The following is a 20035-nucleotide window of genomic DNA, read 5'->3' as shown; positions in this document are numbered from 1 at the left end:
GCGGTGCGTGAATCGCGGCGAGGTTGCCACAGCCCCCTTCTCCCCGTTCTCCGAGAGAAGATGCCGGCAGTCAGATGAGGGACGGCTGCGGCATCGACGGGTAGTGCGACCGTTCAGGCCGCCAGCAACGCCTTCAGCTTGACTTCAGGCGATCCCAGCGCGTCCGCCGACGGCTTCGCACGCTTGCCGATCAACATTTCGGCCAGCCTGATGTCGCGTGCCACCGCATTGCCTGGGCCGATTCCGCTGGCCGCCACCAGCCTGCCGTCGTCGGCCAAATGGAACAGGATGAAGGCGCCGTCGCCAAGGTCGCGGCGCACGGCCGTTTTGCCTTCGTCGGAAAGTCCCGCGATCTGCAGGGACAGGCCATACTGATCCGACCAGAACCACGGCACCGCCGCATGCGGCTCGCCAGCGCCCAGCATGTTCTTCGCCGCCAGTGCGCCCTGTTCCTGTGCATTGCGCCATGCCTCCAGCCGCACGCGGCGGCCGCCATAGACGGCAAGCGGGAACGAGCAGCAGTCGCCGGCGGCGAAGATGTCGGGATCGCTGCTGCGCAGTTCTGCGTCGACCGCGATGCCGTTTTCGATGGCCAGGCCGGCTTCCGCCGCGAGCCCGGTCACCGGCACGGCGCCGATGCCGATCACGGCGAGGTCGGCAATGATCTCCCGGCCGCCGGCAAGCGTCACCCGCACCTCCTTGCCGTCGTCGGCGATGGCGGAGATGCCTTCCCCGCAGACCATGTCGACGTCCTCGGCGACATGCGCGTCATGGATGATTTCGGCGATCTCGGCCGGAACGCCGCGCATCAGGATGCGCGACTGCGCCTCGATGACGGTGACCGAAGCGTCAAGCTTGCGCGCCGCCGCGGCAAGCTCTAGGCCGATGAAGCCGCCGCCGATAACCGCGATGCGATTGCCGGCGCTGAGATGAGCGCGGATGGCCAGCGCATCGGCGAAGGTTCTGAGATAGACGCAGCGCCCGCCAAGGCCAGGCATCGGCAGCTTGCGTGGGGTCGAGCCGGTAGCCAGCAGCAGCTTGTCGTAGGGCAGCACCGAGCCGTCGGACAGGCGCACCGTATGCGCCGCGCGATCGATCGCAATGGCCTGAACGGAATGGATATGCCGGATCGACTTTTCAGCCAGGATTTCGTCGCTGGCGATCGCCTTGATTGCAGGCGCGTCGCTGGCCATCGCCTCCTTGGACAGGGGTGGCCTCTCATAGGGCAGATGCGGCTCGTCGCCGACGAGCGTCACCGGCCCGTCATGGCCGAGATCGCGCAGCGTGAGTGCTGCCCGTCCGCCGCATTCGCCGGCCCCGATGATCACCATTCCTGGCGCCATGTCCTTCACCCGATCTGAACCAGCACTTTGCCCGCGTCAACCTTGACCGGATAGGTCCTGAGGTTGACGCAGACCGGCGCGCCCCTGGCCGCGCCCGTCTTGTAGTTGAAGCGGCCATTGTGCTTGGGGCATTCGATGATGTCGTCCATCACCAATCCGTCGGCGAGGTGCACCTTCTCATGCGTGCAAAGTCCGTCGGTGGCGAAATAGTCGTTGTCCGGGCTGCGATAGATGGCGAAGGTACGCCCCTCATGATCGAAGCGCATCACATCCTCTTCGTCGATGTCACCGGCGGCACAGGCCTCGACCCAATCGCTCATTCAGTCCTCCCTGCAGTCGTCGGATGTCATTCCGCCGCCGCGGCGACGGTGTCGTTGTGGAATTCCTCGCGGTACGGCCTGGCGGTCGGCGGCAGCTCGCGCTTGAGGAAATAATCCTCGTTGCGCAGCTGGCGGCGGAAGGCCGGGATCATCTCGCGGTAACCGGCCAGGATCGACGGCGTCGGCGCCGGCAGATCATGCTTGATCAGCGCGTGCAGCCTGGGCAGCGCATGATAGGGCACCATCGGGAACATGTGATGTTCGACATGGTAGTTCATGTTCCAGTAGATGAAGCGGCTGATCGGGTTCATGTAGACGGTGCGGCTGTTCAGCCGATGGTCGGTGACGTTGTCGGCAAGGCCGCCATGCTGGAGCAGGCCGACCATCACATGGTGCCAGGCGCCGTAGAGCCTGGGCAGGCCGACCAGCATCAAGGGCAGGAAAGACCCGGCATGGAGCGCCAGCGCTATTGCTCCTGCATAGATGGCCGTCCAGATGCGGGCAATATGGATCGCTTTGGGCTGCTCCTGTTCGGGAATGAAGGTTTTTTCCGCAGCGCTGATGTTGCCGGCGGCGTTGCGCAGCATGTCCGACATTGCGTGCCAGGCGTCGAGCACGCCGACAAAACCAAGGATGAGGCGCGCTAGGTCGGGCGGCCGCATCACCGAGATCTCGGGATCGCGGCCGACGATGATGGTGTCGGTGTGATGGCGCGTGTGGCTCCAGCGCCAGGTCACCGGGTTGCGCATGATCATGAAGCAGGCAATCTGATAGACCGCGTCATTCATCCACTGCGTCCGGAACGCGGTTCCGTGGCCGCATTCGTGCCAGCGTGAATCGGTCGATGAGCCGTAGAGCACGCCGTAGACGAAGAAGAACGGCACGCACAACCAGCTGCCCCAGAACCAGGCGCCGCCGACGCCGCTGATGATGAGGGCGGCCAGCCAGATCGCGGTGTCGCGGATCGCCGGGCCATCGGAGCGCTGCATCAGCTCCTTCATCTGCTTGCGGGGAATGTCGGTGTGATACCACTCGGCCGCCGATAGGCCGTTCTCGACGGCAAGGCGGGCGTCGCGGCCGATCAGGCTGTAGTCACGCCGGGACGGTGCTGCGGTCATGATTGCCTCCCAAGGCAAGGGGCTCGATACCCAGAAATAACGCCTCGCCATGATAGACTCAACATCACAAAGATAGTTTCTATCATTTCCTATCAAAGTCAGGTATCGATATCAGTGAATCGAGCGAGGGGCGATCATGGCGAAACGGCCGACCATCACTGATCTGGCGCGCGTCTCCGGCGTCAGCGTTGCCACGGTGGACCGCGTGCTCAACAATCGCTTGCCGGTGCGCGAGGAAACGGCGCGCCGCGTATACGAGACCGCGACCGAGATCGGCTATCACGCCGCCGGCCTGATCAAGCAGCGTATGCGCCACGAGTTGCCGGAATACCGGCTGGGTTTCCTGCTTTTGAGGGCCAATGACGTCTTCTACGCGGAGTTCGCGCGGCAGCTCGAACTCGCGGTATCGCAATCCCAGCGCTTCCGCGGCGTCGCCATCATCGACTTCGCCAGTTCGCTGGCGCCGGACGAAATCGTCGACCGCACGCGCAAACTGGCGGCCAAATGCAGGGCGGTCGCCCTGGTCGGGCCGGATCACCCGGCGCTGACGGTCACCGTCGAGGAGATGAAGGCCAAGGGGTTGCCGGTCTTTTCCCTGCTGTCCGACTTCGCGGCCGGCATTCGCGAGGGCTATGTCGGCCTCGACAATCGCAAGGTCGGCCGCACCGCGGCCTGGATGATCTCCAAGGCGGCGAAGCGGCCGGGCAAGGTCGCGCTGTTCGTCGGCAGCCACCGCTTCCACGGTCACGAACTGCGCGAAATCGGCTTCCGCTCCTTCTTCCGCGAACAGGCGCCGGACTTCACCTTGCTGGAAACGCTGGTCAATCTCGAGGCCAACCAGATCACGCAGGACACGCTGCTCGACCTGCTCGGCCGCCACCCGGACCTCGTCGGCTGCTATGTCGCGGGTGGCGGCATGGAAGGCGCGGTCGCGGCGCTGCGGCAGGCCAGGCCCGCCGAGATGCCGGCGGTCGTCTGCAACGAGATATCGGCGGTCTCGCGGTCCGCCTTGGCGGATGGGGCGCTCACCATGGTGATCTCCACGCCGCTGGCCGCCTTGTGCCGCGAACTGCTCGACCTCATGGCGCATGCCATCGAGACGGGTGCGGCCAACGCACCCGGCCAGACCTTCCTGCCGTTCGACATCTACCTGCCCGAGAACATCTAGCGAGCATTGACCTCGGGCACCGCGCCCGACGAGCCGCCACTGGCTGCCGATCCGCAACTACAGCACCAGGGGAAAGAAGCTCCACGCCCGCAGGCGAATTGGAGCTTTCTTCGATCTCAACGGCAAGCTCAGTGTCGAACGGCAAGTGAAGCAGGCGGCGGCGTGCAGGGTCTGGAGAGCGCCGCTCGATCTCTTGTTGCAGAGAGACATCTGGCATTTCTGAACGCCATGCCATCGCCCGCCCACGGCACCCAAGGAATGGACCCGGCGCGCAGACGCCGTTCGGCTCCGCCAGCATCCCCTGTCCGCCAAAATCGCACATCCGGTTCTGGAATCTCCCTTGACGCCTCCCGAGCAAATGGAATAAATATTTCACCAGGCATGTATTTTGGTTCTTTCGTTCCGGAAGATCTGTTTGATCAAGAGGCCTTGGCGTCCCGGCAAACGGCAGGCGCAACCCGGGGAGAGAGACGGTAATCGGGAGAGATTCCCCAGCCAGATCGGGGATTCCGGAGAGATCGGTGCAACCGGACACCAAAAGTGGAGGAGAAATACAATGAAGAAACTGCTTTTGGGCGTCGCCTTCGCGGCGCTGATGAGTTCATCGGCCATGGCCGCCAAGATCGGCGTCTCGATGGCCAAGTTCGACGACAATTTCCTCACCGTGCTGCGCAACGGCATGATCGAGCAGGCCAAGGGCATGAGCGGCGTCGAGCTGCAGGTCGAAGACGCGCAGAACGACGTCGCCAAGCAGCTCGACCAGATCAAGAACTTCGCCGCTTCCGGCGTCGACGCCATCATCGTCAACCCGGTCGACACCTCGGCCACGCAGGCGATGTCGGATGCGGCGGCCGCGGCCAAGATCCCGCTGGTCTACGTCAACCGCCAGCCGGTCAATGTCGACACGCTGCCCGACAACCAGGCCTTCGTCGCCTCGAACGAGGCCGATTCCGGCACGCTCGAAACCAAGGAAGTCTGCCGCCTGTTCAAGGAAGCCGGCAAGAAGGAAGCCAATGTCTATGTGATCATGGGCGAGCTTTCCAACCAGGCCGCCGTGCAGCGCACCAAGGACATCGACGATGTCATCGCCACGCCGGACTGCAGCTTCATCAAGATCATCGACAAGCAGACCTCGAACTGGGATCGCGACCAGGCGCAGAACCTGATGACCAACTGGCTGTCGACCGGCAAGAAGTTCGACGGCGTCATCGCCAACAATGACGAAAGCGCCATCGGCGCCATCCAGGCCATGAAGGCCGCCAACGTCGACATGAAGTCGGTTGTCGTCGGCGGCGTCGACGCCACCCAGGACGCGCTTGCAGCCATGCAGGCGGGCGACCTCGACGCCACCGTCTTCCAGGACGCCGCCGGCCAGGGCGCCGGGGCGCTGGATGCGGCGCTGAAGCTCGCCAAGGGCGAGAAGGTCGAGCACAAGGTCTATGTCCCGTTCCAGCTGGTCACGCCGGCCAACATCGACAAGTTCCTGAAGAAGAACTGAGCCGCGGACATACGGGGCGGCGCTCTCGCGCGGCGACAGCGCCGCTCCGCTTCCCTCGGCGCCCGAAAGGGGCTCGGGGACGGCCGCGGCTGACGGAGGATAGAAGAATTGGCACAGACATCTCACGGCGTCGGCGGGGTCAGCTATGACGCCAGGAAGCGCACATGGCCGGCCGAATTCAACGTCTTCCTGGCGCTCGTCATCCTCGTCGTCGTCTTCGAATTGATCGGCCGGGTCTTCCTCGGCGACAGCTTTCTGTTCAACACCCGCAGCGACGTCTCCGGCCTCTTCAACGAGGCGCGCCTGCAGATCATCATCCTGCAGGTGTCGATCGTCGGCATCATCGCCATCGGCGTCACCCAGGTGATCATTACGGGTGGCATCGACCTGTCCTCCGGCTCGATCGTCGGCGCGACAGCCATGATCGCCATGAGCTTCGCCCAGGTCGCGACCGTCAACGGCAATCCCAACCCCAAGGCGATGTTCCTGGCCCAGGGCTGGACCGACCTGCCCGTGATCGTCCCGGTGCTGGTGGCGATCGGCTGCGGCCTGCTCGCCGGCCTCGTCAATGGCGCGCTGATCGCCTACACGCGCATCCCGCCCTTCATCGCCACGCTCGGCATGATGGTGACCGCGCGCGGCATCGCCAAATGGTGGTCCAAGGGCCAGCCGATCTCGTTCCCGACGGACAGTTTCGCCGCGATCGGCAAGGGCTTGATGCCCGTCATCATCTTCCTGTCGCTGGCCGTGCTGTTCCAGCTGATCATGACCTACACCAGATACGGCAAGCACTGCTACGCGATCGGCTCCAACGAGGACGCAGCGCGCATGTCTGGCATCAAGATCGCCAACCACAAGATCCTCGTCTATGTCATCGCCGGCATTCTCGCCGCGCTCGCCGCCGTCGTGCTCTCCTCCAAGAACCTCACCGCCCAGGCCGGCATGGGCGTCATGTACGAACTCGATGCCATCGCCATGGCGGTCATCGGCGGCGTCTCGCTGTCGGGCGGCCGTGGCTCCATCATCGGCACGGTGATCGGCGCGCTGATTTTCGGCGTCATCATCTCCGGCTTCACCTTCCTGCGCCTCGACGCCTACTACCAGGAGATGGTCAAGGGCGTGATCATCGTCGGCGCGGTCGTTCTAGACCAGTGGCGCCAACGCATGCGGGCAATGAGGGCTTGACCATGTCAGACATCGTCCTGAAGACCGAGAACCTCACCAAGCGCTATGGCGGCGTGCATGCGCTCGAAGGCGCCAATTTCGAGCTGCGCAAGGGCGAGCACGTCGCCATCATGGGTGACAACGGCGCCGGCAAGTCGACCTTCGTGCGCCAGATCACCGCCGTCGAGCAGCGGACCAGCGGCCAGGTCTGGTTCGATGGCAAGGAAGTGAATTTCGCCGGACCGATCGAGGCCCGCGAGGCAGGCATCGAGACGGTGTTCCAGAACCTGGCTCTGGCCGACGACCTCGACGTGCCGTCGAACCTGTTCCTCGGCCGCGAGAAAGTCCTGTTCAATCTCGGGCCATTCTCGATCCTGGACCGCAAATACATGCGCAAGGCAACCGAGGCGGCGCTGGTCCGCACCGCGGTGAAGATCCCGAACCTCTCCAACACCATCCGCCATATGTCGGGCGGCCAGCGGCAGTGCGTGGCGATCGCCAGGACGGCGACCTTTGCTTCCAAGCTCATCATCATGGACGAGCCCACGGCGGCGCTCGGCGTGCAGGAGACGGCGCAGGTCGAAAACATCATCCGCACGCTGAAGGACAATGGCGAGCCGCTGATCCTGATCAGCCACAACATGCGCCAGGTGTTCGACCTTTGCGACCGCATCGTGGTGTTCCGGCGCGGCCGCATCGTCGCCAATCTGCGCAAGGAAAATACCGACGGGCAGGACATCGTATCCTATATCACCGGCGCCAAGACCGGCGAGGCGGAACTCGCGGCCTAAGGGCCGGGCTCGGAGGCGAGGTCATCGCCTTCCCGTCGATTTGTCTTGACCGGAAAATCGTTCAGCGCCCATGACCGGCGCCCCGCTCCGAACCATCCCCAGAGGAAAATATCCATGACTGTTCGCTTCGCCCTCCTTGGTGCCGGCCGCATCGGCAAGGTCCACGCCCGCGCCGTGGGTTCCAATCCCCAGGCAAAACTGGTCGCCGTGGCCGATGCCTTCGAGAAGGCGGCGAGCGAATTGGCTGTTGCCTATGGCGCCGAGGTGCGCAGCATCGACGAAATCGAGAAGTCCAAGGACATCGACGCGGTCGTCATCTGCACGCCAACCGACACCCATGCCGATCTGATCGAGCGCTTCGCCACGGCCGGCAAGGCGATCTTCTGCGAGAAGCCGATCGACCTCGACGTCAAGCGGGTCGAGCAGTGCCTGGCCGTTGTCGACAAGGCCAAGGCGACCCTGATGGTCGGCTTCAACAGGCGTTTCGACCCGCATTTCGCCGCCGTGCGCAAGGCTATCGTCGATGGCGCCATCGGCACGGTCGAGATGGTCATCATCACCTCGCGCGATCCCGGCGCGCCACCCATCGACTACATCAAGCGTTCGGGCGGCATTTTTCGCGACATGACCATTCATGATTTCGACATGGCGCGCTTTCTGCTCGGCGAGGAGCCCGTCGCGGTCAGCGCGCACGCCTCGGTGCTGGTCGACAAGAAAATCGGCGAAGCCGGCGATTTCGACTCGGTCAGCGTCATCCTCGAAACGGCTTCGGGCAAGCAGGCAGTCATCTCCAATTCGCGCCGCGCCACATATGGCTACGACCAGCGCATCGAGGTGCACGGCTCGAAGGGCATGGTGGCGGCCGAGAACCAGCGGCCGGTGTCGATCGAACTCGCCAACGAAAAGGGCTATACGCGCCCGCCGCTGCACGACTTCTTCATGACCCGCTACCTCGACGCCTATGCCCTCGAGATCGCCGCCTTCATAGCGGCGGCGACATCCGGCAAGAAGGCGGCGCCGAGCGGCGCTGACGGCCTGGTGGCGCTGAAGCTGGCCGATGCGGCGCTGAAGTCGGCGACCACGGGCAAGACCATTCGTCTCGACAAGTAAGAACCGGACCCCCAAGGCACAGGAGTAGAGCGATGAGCGCATCCGCCGATCGCAATTCGAATACACGCGCCATCGTCACCGGCGGTGCGCAAGGCATAGGATTCGCGGTCGCCGAAGCGCTGGCCGACGAAGGCTGCCGGGCGCTGGCGCTCATCGGCCGCTCGCAGGAGAAGGGCGACAAGGCTGTTGCTCATTTCAAGAAATCGGGCGTCGACGCGATCTTCATCAGCGCCGACGTCTCCAAGGTTGCCGACTGCAAGCGCGCGGTCGCCACCGCGATCTCGCATTTCGGCACGCTCAACGCACTGGTCAACGCCGCCGCCACCTCGGCGCGCGGCACGCTGGTCGAGACGTCAGAGGAGCTATTCGACCAGATATTCGACACCAATGTGCGCGGCCCGTTTTTCCTGATGCAGGGCTTGGTGGCGCATCTCTTGGAGAAAAAGGCGCCCGGGTCGATCGTCAACGTACTGTCGATGTCGGCGCATACCGGGCAGTCCTTCCTGACGCCCTATTCGACCAGCAAGGGCGCGCTGATGACACTGACCAAGAACGTCGCCAACGCCTATCGCTTCAACCGCATCCGCTGCAACGCCGTGCTGCCCGGCTGGATGGACACCGAGGGCGAGGACATCGTGCAGAAGAAATGGCACGACGCGCCCGACGACTGGCTGGCGAAGGCCGAAGCCGCGCAGCCGATGGGCCAATTGGTCAAGCCGGACCAGCTCGCGCGGCTGATCAGCTATATGGTCAGCCCGCAATCGGGCGTCATGACCGGATCGCTGGTCGACTACGACCAGAGCGTTGCTGGGTCTTTGCCGGAGTAGCTTCATGCGAGCGATCTGCGGGGCGCACATTGAACCTATCCTATGTCAGTCTTTGTGAAATCCTGACCGGTGTAGAGCAAAGCCAAATTATATGCCTTGCAACAGGCATAGGAAAAGCAATCGCCCATATTGAGCTGCGCCGGCGAATTGACACCCTTGCCGTAGTTTTGTGCGGCTTCGATGGCGAGCCGCCCGACTTCGGCCGAAATGACGACCTCGCCGATCCCCAAATCCTGCACGAAACGGTCCACGGCCGCATTCGCCTTTGCGACCGCCGTCGGTTGGACGGGTGAAGGCAGGGGGGTCTTTGAACGCGCCAAGGCCATTGCGGTCTCGAAACGAACGACCGCCGAAATGAAGAAAGGCCCGCCATGGGCATCCATCCGGGCGGCTAGTTCTCCTGCCGTGGGCTCCGGACGCAACAGAGCGACGACCGCCGAAGCGTCAATGAACAAGCTCATAATCCCCCTGAAAGCTCGTCCGAATAGGCTCTCATATCGAAGTCAGGATTATCCGCTCCGATTTCACCAGCCATTCTGACTGCCTCCGCCAAGCGTTCCGATACACTTTGGACACTGCGGGCGCGCTCAATTTCATGCGTCAGGGCCCGGCGAACCGCCTCCGCTTTACTCGGCGCCTTTGTGAGGCGCTGCACCTCAAGTACCAGCCGGTCGACTTCTCGGTCCTTCACATAAAGCGGCATCGGAGCATATCCTTTTTGGAATATCCAACATATACCTTCCTGCATATTCAAACAAGACCGCCATCAGGTGCGTGACATTAAACGCGAGTTCGGCTATAGCCCACGCATGATCAACCTGACCGCCACGTATTGGTACTTTAGGAGCTCGCTGGCGGCGGGAGGATTGCGCTCGATCTGAAGATTGCAGCAACAAGATCCGAACAGCCGCCAGACCTGGCGGCTTTTTTGTTTCAGCCGGCAGGTTCCCAAACAGGAGCAGAAAGCCGTGTTGACCACCACAGACGACCTCCGGGTCAAGGAACTGAGACTGCTGAGCACGCCGGACGAGGTGATGCGCGAGATACCGCGCTCACTCACGGCGACACGCACCGTTGCCGCCTCGCGCAACGCCATTCACTCCATCCTCACCGGGACCGACGATCGGCTTGTCGTCATCGTTGGCCCTTGTTCCATTCACGATCCGGTCGCGGCCGTTGAATATGCCAGCCGTCTGGCGGCGCTGCGCGAGGCACTGTCCGACCGGCTTGAGATCGTCATGCGCGTCTATTTCGAAAAGCCGCGCACGACGGTCGGCTGGAAAGGCCTGATCAACGATCCCGACCTCGACGGCAGCTTCAACATCGACAAGGGGCTGCGGATGGCGCGCAACGTGCTGTCCGCCGTCAACAATCTCGGCCTGCCGGCGGCGACCGAATTCCTCGACATGACGACGCCGCAATACATCGCCGACCTCGTCGCTTGGGGCGCCATCGGCGCGCGGACGACCGAGAGCCAGATCCATCGCGAGCTGGCCTCGGGTCTCTCCTGCCCGGTCGGCTTCAAGAACGGCACCGACGGCAATCTCAGGATCGCCGGCGAGGCCGTGAAGTCGGCCGCCCAGCCGCATCATTTCATGGCGGTGACCAAGGGCGGACGCAGCGCCATCGCGGCGACGACCGGAAACGAGGATTGCCACGTCATCCTGCGTGGTGGCGTTCAGCCCAATTACGATGCGGCAAGCGTCGAAGCCGCATCGGTCGAACTCGTCCGCGTCGGTATCGCCCCCCGTCTGATGATCGATGTCAGCCACGCCAACTCAACCAAGAAGCCGGAGAACCAGCCCAAGGTCGCGGCCGACGTCGCTGGCCAGGTCGCGGCGGGCGACGAGCGCATCATCGGCGTCATGATCGAGAGCAATCTCGTCGCCGGCCGGCAGGATGTGATGGCCGGCAAGCCGCTGGTCTACGGCCAGAGCATCACCGATGGCTGTATCGACTGGGCGACCACCGAGACCGTGCTGCACGGCCTTGCCGGCGCTGTCGAATGGCGCCGCTCGGCACGCCGCGCGATCATGGAGAGCCGGCAAGGCGCCGCCTGATCTGTGGAGCATAAGGGCGGCGCTTCCGGGTTTCAGCCCAGGACCACGCCGCTCTTAGGCCCCGCAGCTCCCCACCTCCTTGCATGCCGCCGATCCGCGTGTTACATACTGAACCAAATGGTTCAGTATCATCCTGCCCGCCTGGATTCCTCGTTCGCCGCGCTTTCGGACGCCACCCGACGCGGGGTTCTGGAGCAGCTCGGCCGTGCGGATGCTTCGATCACGGACCTGGCCCAGAAATTCCACATGACCCTCACGGGCATGAAGAAGCATGTCGGCGTCCTGGAGCAGGCGGGCCTCGTCACGACGCGGAAGGTCGGGCGCGTGCGGACCTGCAAGCTCGGCCTGCGCCGCCTGGAGGAGGAGACGGCATGGATCGAGAGATATCGCCAGCTCTGGGCCGCACGCTTCGACGAGCTGGACAAGGTTGTCGAGGAAATGAAACGGAAGGAGGAAGCCGATGGACGAAAAGAGAGCGAATGAGCCCACCCCCATGCAGAACCGCACGACGGTGGAACGAAAGTCCGACCGGGAGCTGGTCGTCACGCGAAGCTTCGACGCGCCGGCCCGCATCGTCTTTGAAGCGTGGACAAAGCCCGAGCTGTTCAAGCAGTGGTGGGCGCCGAAGTCGATGGGCATGTTGCTGCGTTCGTGCGAGATGGATGTTCGTGCGGGAGGCGGGTACCGTTTGGTGTTCGGGAGTGATGACTCGCACCCTGCCGAATTCTTCGGCAGGTATCTCGAAGTGACACCGCCCTCGCGCCTTGTCTGGACCAATGACGAAGGTGGTGACGATGGCCCCGTCACCACGGTGACCTTCGAGGAGAAAGGCGGCAAGACGCTGCTCATCATGCATGAGCTTTATCCCTCGAAGAAAGCCCTCGACGCCGCCGGCACCGGGGCGGCGGATGCGATGGCCGAGACGTTCGGGCAGTTGGACGAGCTTCTCCCCACGCTGCAGCAGGGCGCCGCCTGATCCTGCCGGCGCCAGAAGGGCGGCGGTTCGGTTCAGCCCGAGACTACGCCGCCCTCAGCCCTTCCCATGCAGTGAACACGGAGACCGCGAAGAGCAGCAGCCCGGCCGCCCGGCCGGCAAGAATGGTTACCCGTGGATTGGCGATCAGAAGCTTGCGGCTGCGGCCGGCCGATATTGCGAGCCCGCCATAGATCGCGGCCTGCGTCAGCGCGGTCAGCAGGCCCATCACCGTAGCCTGCATCCAGATCGGGCCGTACACAGGTTTCAGGAACTGCGGATAGACGGCGAGCACGAAGAGATAGGCCTTCGGGTTGATCAGGCAGGTCACCAAGCCCTGGCGAAACGCCTTCCATGCCGAGCGGCTGCCGGCGGGCCCGTCGTGACCGACGGTGATGGAGCTGCGCATCAGCGTGATGCCGATGAAGGCCATGTAGGCGGCGCCGGCAATCAGCAGCGGCTTGAACAGGATCGGCACGAAATGCATCAGCAGGCCGACGCCTATCGCGCCGTTCAGCGTGTGCACCATGCCGCCGACCATGATGCCGCCGGTCGCGGCAAGACCCCTGTCGCGCCCGCCGGTCAACGCATTGGCAAGCACGAACAGCATGTCCATGCCTGGAACGGCGATGATGCCGAACAGGAGGATAAAAAACAGCCAGAGATTTTCAGCATAGCCCATGTCAGTTGCCTGTCGTCACGCTCGGCTCAGCCTCCGCCGAACCCGTTGATTTTCAAACCGATAGGCAGTCCTATAGGCTGGCCCAACTGACGATGGTGTGTCAGTTGTAATTGGTGCCGGGTTAGAAAAATGCGCAAGGCGTCACGCCTGTTCGAGATCATCCAGATCCTGCGGCTGGCGCGCCAGCCGGTGACGGCGTCAATGATCGCCGGCCAGCTGGAAGTGACGATCCGCTCGATCTATCGCGACATCGTGGCGCTGCAGGCGATGCGCGTGCCGATCGAGGGCGGGCGTGGCATCGGCTACATCCTGCGCCCCGGCTTCGACTTGCCGCCGCTGATGTTTTCGATCGAGGAAATGGAGGCGATCGTCCTGTCGCTGGCGCTGCTGGAGCGCACGGGCGACGACGAGCTCAAGCAGGCGGCCAAGCGCGTCGGCGCCAAGATCGCCGGCGCCGTGCCGCCGCCCTTGCGCCAGACGCTCGACGCCAATGCACTGCATGCGTGGGGATTCGCCGCGCCCTCCGCAGGTGCGATCGATCTGGCGCTGGTGCGCCGCGCCATACGCGACGAGGAGAAGCTCGAGCTCTCCTATCGCGACGAACTTGGCCGCGCTTCCGAGCGCCTCATCCGCCCGATCGCTCTGATCTACTACGCCGAAACCGCCAACATCGTCGCCTGGTGCGAGCTGCGCCAGGCGATCCGCAATTTCCGCAGCGACCGGATCGAGGATTGCCGGCCGACCGGGCTACGTTTCAAGGGCGAAGGCGATCGTTTGCGGCAGGTCTGGGTCGATGGATGGGAAGTCAATGCAGCGGCCTCCGGCTAAAGCGACCAGCGCAGCGAATCCTACCTTACATCCACCCAGCGCTTCTCCTCGAAGGAGCGCGCCATGGCGTGCACGGTGCGCTCGATCTCCAGTCCTTCGGCGAACTCGAGGAGCCGGGCCGGCTTCCCGGCAATCCGTGTCAGCAATTCGTGGCATTCGATGATCTTGAGGTCGTTGAAGCCGAGGCCGTGGCCGGGCGCCGGGACAAAGAGGTCATAGGGTCTGTGCTGCGGCGCCACCAGAATGTTGCGATAGCCCTGTTCGGTGGCTCGGTCGGACGTCAGGTAGAGCTGGAATTCGTTCATCCGCTCCTGGTCGAACAGGATCGATCCCCTGGAGCCGAAGATCTGGATGGCGATGCGGCCTTTGCGGCCCCAGGCCGAGCGGTTGACCTGCAGCGTTCCGGCAATGCCGTTTTCCAGATGCATCAGCACGCTGGCGATGTCGTAGGTCTCCACCGCGCGTCGGCCGCCTGAAGCAAGCTTGCGGTCGGCATAGGGCTTGGCCATGTCGCAGATGACGCTGCCGACACGGCCGAACAGCGCCGAGACCAGCGACAGCGGATGCACGGCGAAATCGTCGAGCGCGCCGTAGCCGGAAGTCGCCTCGTGCTTCCAGAAGAACAGCGCCTCGGGATCGGCCATGAAGTCCTCGTCCATCTCGATGCGCAGATGGTTGACCTCGCCGATGATCTTTTCGTCGAGCAGCGCGCCGATGTGACGGATGGCCGGGCTCTGGATGTAGTTGTAGCCAAGCGCCGCGACCTTGCCTGATTTCTTCGCCGCGGCCGCCATCGCTTCGGCTTCGGCAAAGCTCGGCGCCATCGGCTTTTCGCACCACAGATGCTTGCCGGCTTCGAGGACAGCGATGGCCATTTCCGGATGGAACTGGTTGGGCGTTGTCAGCGACACGATATCGACCTCCGGGTCGTTGACGACGGCGCGCCAGTCACTGGTGGCCTTGGCGAAGCCGAACTCGCCGGCCTTGCGCTTGGCGAGATCCTCATTGACCTCGCCGAGATGGACGAGCCGTGGCTTGGCCGAATCGGGGAAGACGGCCCCGACGGCGCTCCACGCGATGGCGTGGCATTTGCCCATGAAACCCGTGCCGATAAGACCGACGCCGACCATTTTTCGTTCCTTCGCTGCCACAAAACCCGAGTGGATGAATTAGTCCATTTTTTCTAGGAATGGAATGTCTGCCTCATTTTTTATGGCGTTCTTGCGCAGGCTCGCTATGATGGGGCAGAGAGGGTGTCCAGACAGGCTTGGGCAGAGGGACGATGGACGAACAGGTACCTCGCGACTTCGAGACGCTGCGTGCCACGATTCTGGACCGGCGCGAGACCCTGCCCAAGCGCATCGCCCAGATCGCCGCCTATGCGCTAGACAATCCCGACGACATCGCCTTCGGTACCGCCGCCAGCATCGCCGCTTCGGCCGGCGTGCAGCCCTCGACCCTGATCCGTTTTGCCCAGCAACTTGGCTTCGACGGTTTTACCAGCCTGCAGCAGGTGTTCCGCGAGCGGCTGCGCGAGCGCAACTCTTCCTATGACGAGCGGCTGCAGGCGCTGCGCGCCAAGGCCGAGGGCGGCGCCGGCCACCGGGCGATCTTCGACGGCTTCATCGCCGCCGCCAGCACCTCGCTCAACGACATTTCCCGCACCCTGGACGATGCGCATCTGGAAGAGGCGATTTCGCTGCTGGCGAAGGCGCAGACCATCTATGTCTTGGCCAAGCGGCGCTCCTATCCGGTGGCTTCCTACATCGCCTATGCGCTCGGCAAGCTGAAGATCCGCAACCAGCTGATCGAATCGGCAGCCGGCCTGAATGCCGAGATGGTCGGCTTCGCCACACCGGCGGACGCCGTCATCGCCATCAGCTTCTCGCCCTACGCGCCGGCCACGATCGAGGAGGCGCGCGCCATTTCCGAGCAGGGCGTGCCGATCGTCGCCATAACCGACAGCTCGTTCTCGCCGCTCGCCCAGTTCGCCAGGGTCTGGTTCGAGGTTGCCGAGGCGGATTTCGCCGGCTTCCGTTCGCTGTCGGCGACGATGGCGCTGGCCATGGCGCTGACCGTCGGCGTCGGCGAGAAGCGGCGCGACGCCAGCCGTAAGCGCAAGGCTTGATCAGGCATTCCATCAAGGCAATTTTAGCCAAGGGAACGCTCATTCCATATTGACTATGGATTGGAATTATTATTTCATATTGCCGGCGCCACGCAGCCGCTCGCGCGTGTTACCCAAACAATGTTGTCCATGACGACACGACCGACGGGAGGTTCCAATGAGCGAAGCCGTGGACGCAAGACAGGCGCCGCTCGATGTCATCACCATCGGCCGCGCGTCGGTCGACCTCTATGGCCAGCAGATCGGATCGCGGCTGGAGGACATCACCTCCTTCGCCAAGTCGGTCGGCGGCTGCCCGGCCAATATTTCCGTCGGCACGGCGCGGCTCGGGCTGCGCTCGGCTCTGCTGACGCGCGTCGGCGACGAGCAGATGGGCCGCTTCATCCGCGAACAGCTGAAACGCGAAGGCGTCAACACCGACGGTTTGAAGACCGACAAGGAGCGGTTGACCGCGCTGGTTCTGCTTTCGGTCGAGAGCGAAGGCGTTTCGCCGATGATTTTCTACCGATCCGACTGTGCCGACATGGCGCTGGCCGAGGAGGATATCGATGAGGCGTTTATTGCCTCGGCCCGTTCGATCGTCGTCACCGGCACGCATTTTTCCCGCGCCAGCAGCGATGCCGCCCAGCGCAAGGCGATCCGCATTATGAAGGCCAGGGGTGGCAAGGTCGTGTTCGATATCGACTATCGCCCAAATTTGTGGGGCCTTGCCGGCCACGCCGAAGGATTTGAGCGCTATGTCAAATCCGACCGCGTCTCGGCCCGGTTGAAGACGGTGCTGCCCGATTGCGACCTCATCGTCGGCACCGAGGAAGAGATCATGATCGCGTCCGGCGCCGACGACTGCCTGAGCGCGCTGAAGACGATACGCTCACTGTCCTCGGCCACCATCGTCCTGAAGCGCGGCGCCATGGGCTGCATCGTCTATGACGGACCGATCAGCGACGATCTCGAGGACGGCGTCGTCGGCAAGGGTTTCCCGATCGAGATCTACAATGTGCTTGGCGCCGGTGACGCCTTCATGTCCGGTCTGTTGCGCGGCTGGCTCGGCGGTGAAAGCCTTGCCACGGCGGCGACCTGGGCCAATGCCTGCGGCGCCTTCGCCGTGTCGCGGCTGCTCTGCGCGCCGGAATACCCGACCTTCGAGGAGCTGCAGTTCTTCCTCGAGAACGGCAGCAAGCATCGCGCGCTGCGCAAGGACGAGGCGATCAACCACATCCATTGGGCGACGACACGCCGGCGCGACATGCCCTCGCTGATGGCGCTCGCCTGCGATCACCGTGTGCAGCTCGAGGATGTGGCGGCCAAGACAGGTGCCGATCCGGCGCGCATCCGCGATTTCAAGGTGCTGGCGGTCAAGGCAGCGGCCAAGGTCGCCGCCGGCCGCGACGGCTATGGCATGCTGATCGACGAGAAACATGGCCGCGAGGCGATGTTCGAATTCGCCCGCCACCCCTTCGCCTGGCTCGGACGACCGGTGGAACTGCCTGGCTCGCGGCCGCTGCGCTTCGAATTCTCGCAGGACATCGGCTCGCAGCTTACCGAATGGCCTGTCGACCACTGCATCAAGTGTCTGTGCTTCTATCATCCCGACGATCCGGCGGAACTGAAGGAAGAACAACAGCAGAAGCTGCGCGCGCTGTTCGAGGCCGCGCGCAAAGTTGGCCGCGAACTTCTCATCGAGATCATCGCCGGCAAGCACGGCAAGCTCGACGACACGACGATCCCGCGCGCGCTGGAGGAACTCTATGCGCTCGGCATCAAGCCGGACTGGTGGAAACTCGAACCGCAGGCGTCGAGCGGCGCCTGGGCGAAGATCGAGGCGGTGATCCTGAAGCACGACCCCTGGTGCCGCGGCATTGTTCTGCTTGGCCTGGAGGCGCCGCAGGACGAGCTGGAGGCCGCTTTCGCCGCCACGGCCAACGCGCCTATCGTCAAGGGCTTTGCCGTCGGGCGCACCATCTTCGTCCACGCAGCCGAACAATGGCTGGCCGGCAGGATGTCGGATGACGAGGCAGTCGCCGACATGGCGTCGCGTTTCGAACAGTTGACCGAAGCGTGGCTTGCCGCGCGCGGCCGCAAGGCGGCATAACAACACGCAACGGTGTAGCGACTGCGGAGGAAAACACCATGAGCAAGACAATCCGCCTGACGATGGCGCAGGCGCTGACCCGCTTCCTGTCCCGCCAGATGACCGAGATCGACGGGAGAAAAACGCCGATCTTCGGCGGCGTCTGGGCTATCTTCGGCCATGGCAATGTCGCCGGCATCGGCGAGGCGCTCTACCAGGTGCGTGACGAATTGCCGACCTTCCGCGCCCACAATGAGCAGGCGATGGCGCATGCGGCGATCGCCTATGGCAAGGCCAATTTCCGCCGCCGCTTCATGGCCGCGACCTCTTCGATCGGCCCCGGCGCGATGAACATGGTGACGGCGGCGGCCCTTGCCCACGTAAACAGGTTGCCCGTCCTGTTTTTGCCGGGCGACGTCTTTGCCAACCGCATTCCCGATCCCGTGCTGCAGCAGGCCGAGGATTTTTCCGACGGCACGGCGACGGTCAACGACTGCTTCCGCCCCGTGTCGCGCTATTTCGATCGCATCACCCGGCCGGAGCAGATCATTCCGGCGCTGAGCCGCGCCATGCAGGTGCTGACCGATCCGGCCGAATGCGGCCCGGTGACTTTGTCGCTCTGCCAGGACGTGCAGGCCGAGGCCCATGACTATCCCGAAAGCTTCTTTGCCGAGCGGATCTGGCGCCAGCGCCGGCCGCGCCCGGACCGTGGCGAACTGGCGGCGGCCGTGGCAGCGCTCAAGGGAGCCAGGAAGCCGCTGATCATCGCCGGCGGCGGCGTGCTCTACTCTCAGGCTTCGGACGAACTGGCCAAATTCGCCCAAGCCGCCGGCATCCCCGTCTGCGAAACGCAAGGCGGCAAGTCCTCGCTGCAGGACGATCACCAGCTCAACATGGCGGCGGTGGGTGTTACCGGCACTTCGGCCGCCAACCGGCTGGCGGAAGAGGCCGATGTCGTGCTCGCCATCGGCACGCGGCTGCAGGATTTCACCACCGGCTCGTGGGCGCTGTTCAAGAATTCCGGCAAGACCATCATCGGGCTCAACGTGCAGCCCTTCGATGCCGGCAAGCACCGGGCGCTGCCGCTGGTCGCGGATGCCTGGGAAGGGCTGGCCGAGTTGGGAACCGCGCTGCAAGGCTGGAAGGCGCCTGCCGCCTGGACCGACAATGCGGCCGCCGGCAAGAAGGCCTGGCAGGCCGCTGCGGCCAAGGTGACGGCCTCGACCAACGCTGCTTTCCCCTCGGATGCGCAGGTGATCGGCGCCGTGCAGCGCGCCATGGGCTCAGGCGTGACGCTGCTGCATGCGGCAGGCGGCCTTCCGGGCGAACTGCACAAGCTCTGGCAGGCCGGCGCGCCCGGCTCCTACCATGCCGAATATGGCTTCTCGACCATGGGTTACGAGATCGCCGGCGGGCTCGGCACCAAGATGGCCAAGCCCGACGAGGAGGTCGTCGTCATGATCGGCGACGGCTCCTACCTGATGCTCAACTCCGAGATCGCCACCTCGGTGATGCTCGGCCTGAAGCTGACCGTCGTGCTGCTCGACAACAGGGGTTTTGGCTGCATCAACCGGCTGCAGATGGCGACCGGCGGCGCCAACTTCAACAATCTCTTGCAGGACTCGCGCCACGAAATCCTGCCCGACATCGACTTTGCCGCGCATGCGGCAAGCATGGGCGCGATAGCCGAGAAAGTGCCGTCGATCGCCGAGCTGGAAAACGCGCTGCAAAAAGCCAAGAAGAACGATCGCACCACCGTGCTGGTCATCGACACCGATCCGCTGGTTTCGACCGATGCCGGCGGCCATTGGTGGGATGTGGCGGTGCCCGAGGTCTCGGCGCGGCCTCAAGTGAACGCCGCGCGCAAGGCCTATGACGAGAAGCGGCGGATGCAGAACGTCGGCGATTGATATCGACCGCCCAAGCTCCTCCCTTCTCCCCGTCACTATACGGG

General features: G+C 63.9%; 20 protein-coding genes. 13 read left to right on the top strand and 7 right to left on the bottom strand.

Annotated features, from left to right (window positions below; translation table 11 throughout):
• Positions 1-113: 113 nt before the first annotated feature.
• The 3 genes from X739_RS159975 to X739_RS159985 are packed head-to-tail and all read right to left on the bottom strand — an operon-like array spanning position 114 to position 2781.
• Positions 114-1343 carry an FAD-dependent oxidoreductase gene (locus X739_RS159975; RefSeq protein WP_023781891.1) on the bottom strand — a complete coding sequence of 410 codons (1230 nt, stop codon included), beginning with the start codon at positions 1341-1343 and terminating at the stop codon, positions 114-116.
• 5 nt (positions 1344-1348) lie between these two features.
• On the bottom strand, positions 1349-1663 hold the full coding sequence (locus tag X739_RS159980; RefSeq protein ID WP_023793203.1) for a MocE family 2Fe-2S type ferredoxin: 315 nt from the start codon (positions 1661-1663) through the stop codon (positions 1349-1351).
• A gap of 26 nt (positions 1664-1689) precedes the next feature.
• Entirely contained in the window at positions 1690-2781 is a 1092-nt protein-coding gene (locus tag X739_RS159985; protein WP_023793201.1) for a fatty acid desaturase family protein, read from the bottom strand.
• Between the two features lie 136 nt (positions 2782-2917).
• Between X739_RS159985 and X739_RS159990 the strand changes: the two genes are divergently transcribed.
• The 6 genes from X739_RS159990 to X739_RS160015 all read left to right on the top strand — a co-directional run bounded on the left by X739_RS159990 (position 2918) and on the right by X739_RS160015 (position 9339).
• Positions 2918-3949, top strand: a complete 1032-nt coding sequence (locus X739_RS159990) for a LacI family DNA-binding transcriptional regulator (protein ID WP_023793199.1) — start codon at positions 2918-2920, stop codon at positions 3947-3949.
• 556 nt (positions 3950-4505) lie between these two features.
• Positions 4506-5447, top strand: a complete 942-nt coding sequence (locus X739_RS159995; RefSeq protein ID WP_023772156.1) for a sugar ABC transporter substrate-binding protein — start codon at positions 4506-4508, stop codon at positions 5445-5447.
• A gap of 108 nt (positions 5448-5555) precedes the next feature.
• Positions 5556-6632, top strand: coding sequence for an ABC transporter permease (locus X739_RS160000; protein WP_023772157.1), 1077 nt, complete (start codon positions 5556-5558; stop codon positions 6630-6632).
• Positions 6633-6634: 2 nt separating this feature from the next.
• A complete protein-coding gene (locus X739_RS160005; RefSeq protein WP_023772158.1) occupies positions 6635-7402 on the top strand; it encodes an ATP-binding cassette domain-containing protein in 768 nt (255 codons plus the stop codon).
• A gap of 114 nt (positions 7403-7516) precedes the next feature.
• On the top strand, positions 7517-8512 hold the full coding sequence (gene iolG, locus X739_RS160010) for an inositol 2-dehydrogenase (protein ID WP_023772159.1): 996 nt from the start codon (positions 7517-7519) through the stop codon (positions 8510-8512).
• Between the two features lie 32 nt (positions 8513-8544).
• On the top strand, positions 8545-9339 hold the full coding sequence (locus tag X739_RS160015; protein WP_023772160.1) for an SDR family oxidoreductase: 795 nt from the start codon (positions 8545-8547) through the stop codon (positions 9337-9339).
• 35 nt (positions 9340-9374) lie between these two features.
• Here the strand turns inward: X739_RS160015 and X739_RS160020 are convergent, their stop codons facing one another.
• Together X739_RS160020 and X739_RS160025 are read right to left on the bottom strand one after the other, a co-directional pair.
• Positions 9375-9800, bottom strand: coding sequence for a type II toxin-antitoxin system VapC family toxin (locus tag X739_RS160020; RefSeq protein ID WP_031240294.1), 426 nt, complete (start codon positions 9798-9800; stop codon positions 9375-9377).
• Complete coding sequence (locus X739_RS160025; protein ID WP_023772162.1) at positions 9797-10042, bottom strand: type II toxin-antitoxin system VapB family antitoxin; 246 nt, start codon at positions 10040-10042, stop codon at positions 9797-9799. The genes X739_RS160020 and X739_RS160025 overlap by 4 nt, the downstream gene beginning before the upstream one ends.
• Positions 10043-10307: 265 nt before the next feature.
• On the opposite strand from X739_RS160025, the gene X739_RS160030 reads away from it, so the two are divergent.
• From X739_RS160030 to X739_RS160040, 3 genes are all read left to right on the top strand, one after another.
• Positions 10308-11399 (top strand): 3-deoxy-7-phosphoheptulonate synthase, encoded by a 1092-nt coding sequence (locus X739_RS160030; RefSeq protein WP_023772163.1) that lies wholly within the window; start codon positions 10308-10310, stop codon positions 11397-11399.
• Positions 11400-11516: 117 nt separating this feature from the next.
• On the top strand, positions 11517-11882 hold the full coding sequence (locus tag X739_RS160035; protein ID WP_023772164.1) for a metalloregulator ArsR/SmtB family transcription factor: 366 nt from the start codon (positions 11517-11519) through the stop codon (positions 11880-11882).
• A complete protein-coding gene (locus X739_RS160040; RefSeq protein ID WP_023772165.1) occupies positions 11860-12375 on the top strand; it encodes an SRPBCC family protein in 516 nt (171 codons plus the stop codon). The genes X739_RS160035 and X739_RS160040 overlap by 23 nt, the downstream gene beginning before the upstream one ends.
• Positions 12376-12418: 43 nt before the next feature.
• Here X739_RS160040 and X739_RS160045 read toward each other — a convergent pair whose 3' ends face one another.
• Positions 12419-13054 (bottom strand): LysE family translocator, encoded by a 636-nt coding sequence (locus tag X739_RS160045; RefSeq protein WP_023793192.1) that lies wholly within the window; start codon positions 13052-13054, stop codon positions 12419-12421.
• Positions 13055-13183: 129 nt separating this feature from the next.
• On the opposite strand from X739_RS160045, the gene X739_RS160050 reads away from it, so the two are divergent.
• Entirely contained in the window at positions 13184-13882 is a 699-nt protein-coding gene (locus X739_RS160050) for a YafY family protein (RefSeq protein ID WP_023793190.1), read from the top strand.
• Between the two features lie 20 nt (positions 13883-13902).
• Here X739_RS160050 and X739_RS160055 read toward each other — a convergent pair whose 3' ends face one another.
• Positions 13903-15012 (bottom strand): Gfo/Idh/MocA family oxidoreductase, encoded by a 1110-nt coding sequence (locus X739_RS160055; protein WP_023793188.1) that lies wholly within the window; start codon positions 15010-15012, stop codon positions 13903-13905.
• Positions 15013-15164: 152 nt separating this feature from the next.
• On the opposite strand from X739_RS160055, the gene X739_RS160060 reads away from it, so the two are divergent.
• The 3 genes from X739_RS160060 (at position 15165) to iolD (ending at position 19991) form a co-directional block, all read left to right on the top strand.
• Positions 15165-16010: a MurR/RpiR family transcriptional regulator gene (locus X739_RS160060; RefSeq protein ID WP_023772168.1), complete on the top strand. Its 846-nt coding sequence runs from the start codon at positions 15165-15167 to the stop codon at positions 16008-16010.
• 157 nt (positions 16011-16167) lie between these two features.
• Positions 16168-18102 carry a 5-dehydro-2-deoxygluconokinase gene (iolC, locus tag X739_RS160065; RefSeq protein WP_023793185.1) on the top strand — a complete coding sequence of 645 codons (1935 nt, stop codon included), beginning with the start codon at positions 16168-16170 and terminating at the stop codon, positions 18100-18102.
• Between the two features lie 38 nt (positions 18103-18140).
• A complete protein-coding gene (iolD, locus tag X739_RS160070; RefSeq protein ID WP_023793183.1) occupies positions 18141-19991 on the top strand; it encodes a 3D-(3,5/4)-trihydroxycyclohexane-1,2-dione acylhydrolase (decyclizing) in 1851 nt (616 codons plus the stop codon).
• The last annotated feature ends 44 nt before the right edge of the window (positions 19992-20035 follow it).

The sequence above is a fragment of the Mesorhizobium sp. LNHC209A00 genome, from assembly GCF_000502915.1.
In the GTDB taxonomy this organism is placed as follows: domain Bacteria; phylum Pseudomonadota; class Alphaproteobacteria; order Rhizobiales; family Rhizobiaceae; genus Mesorhizobium.
The sequence above is the reverse complement of the archived record's forward strand: the minus strand, read 5'-3'. Positions and strand labels throughout refer to the sequence as shown.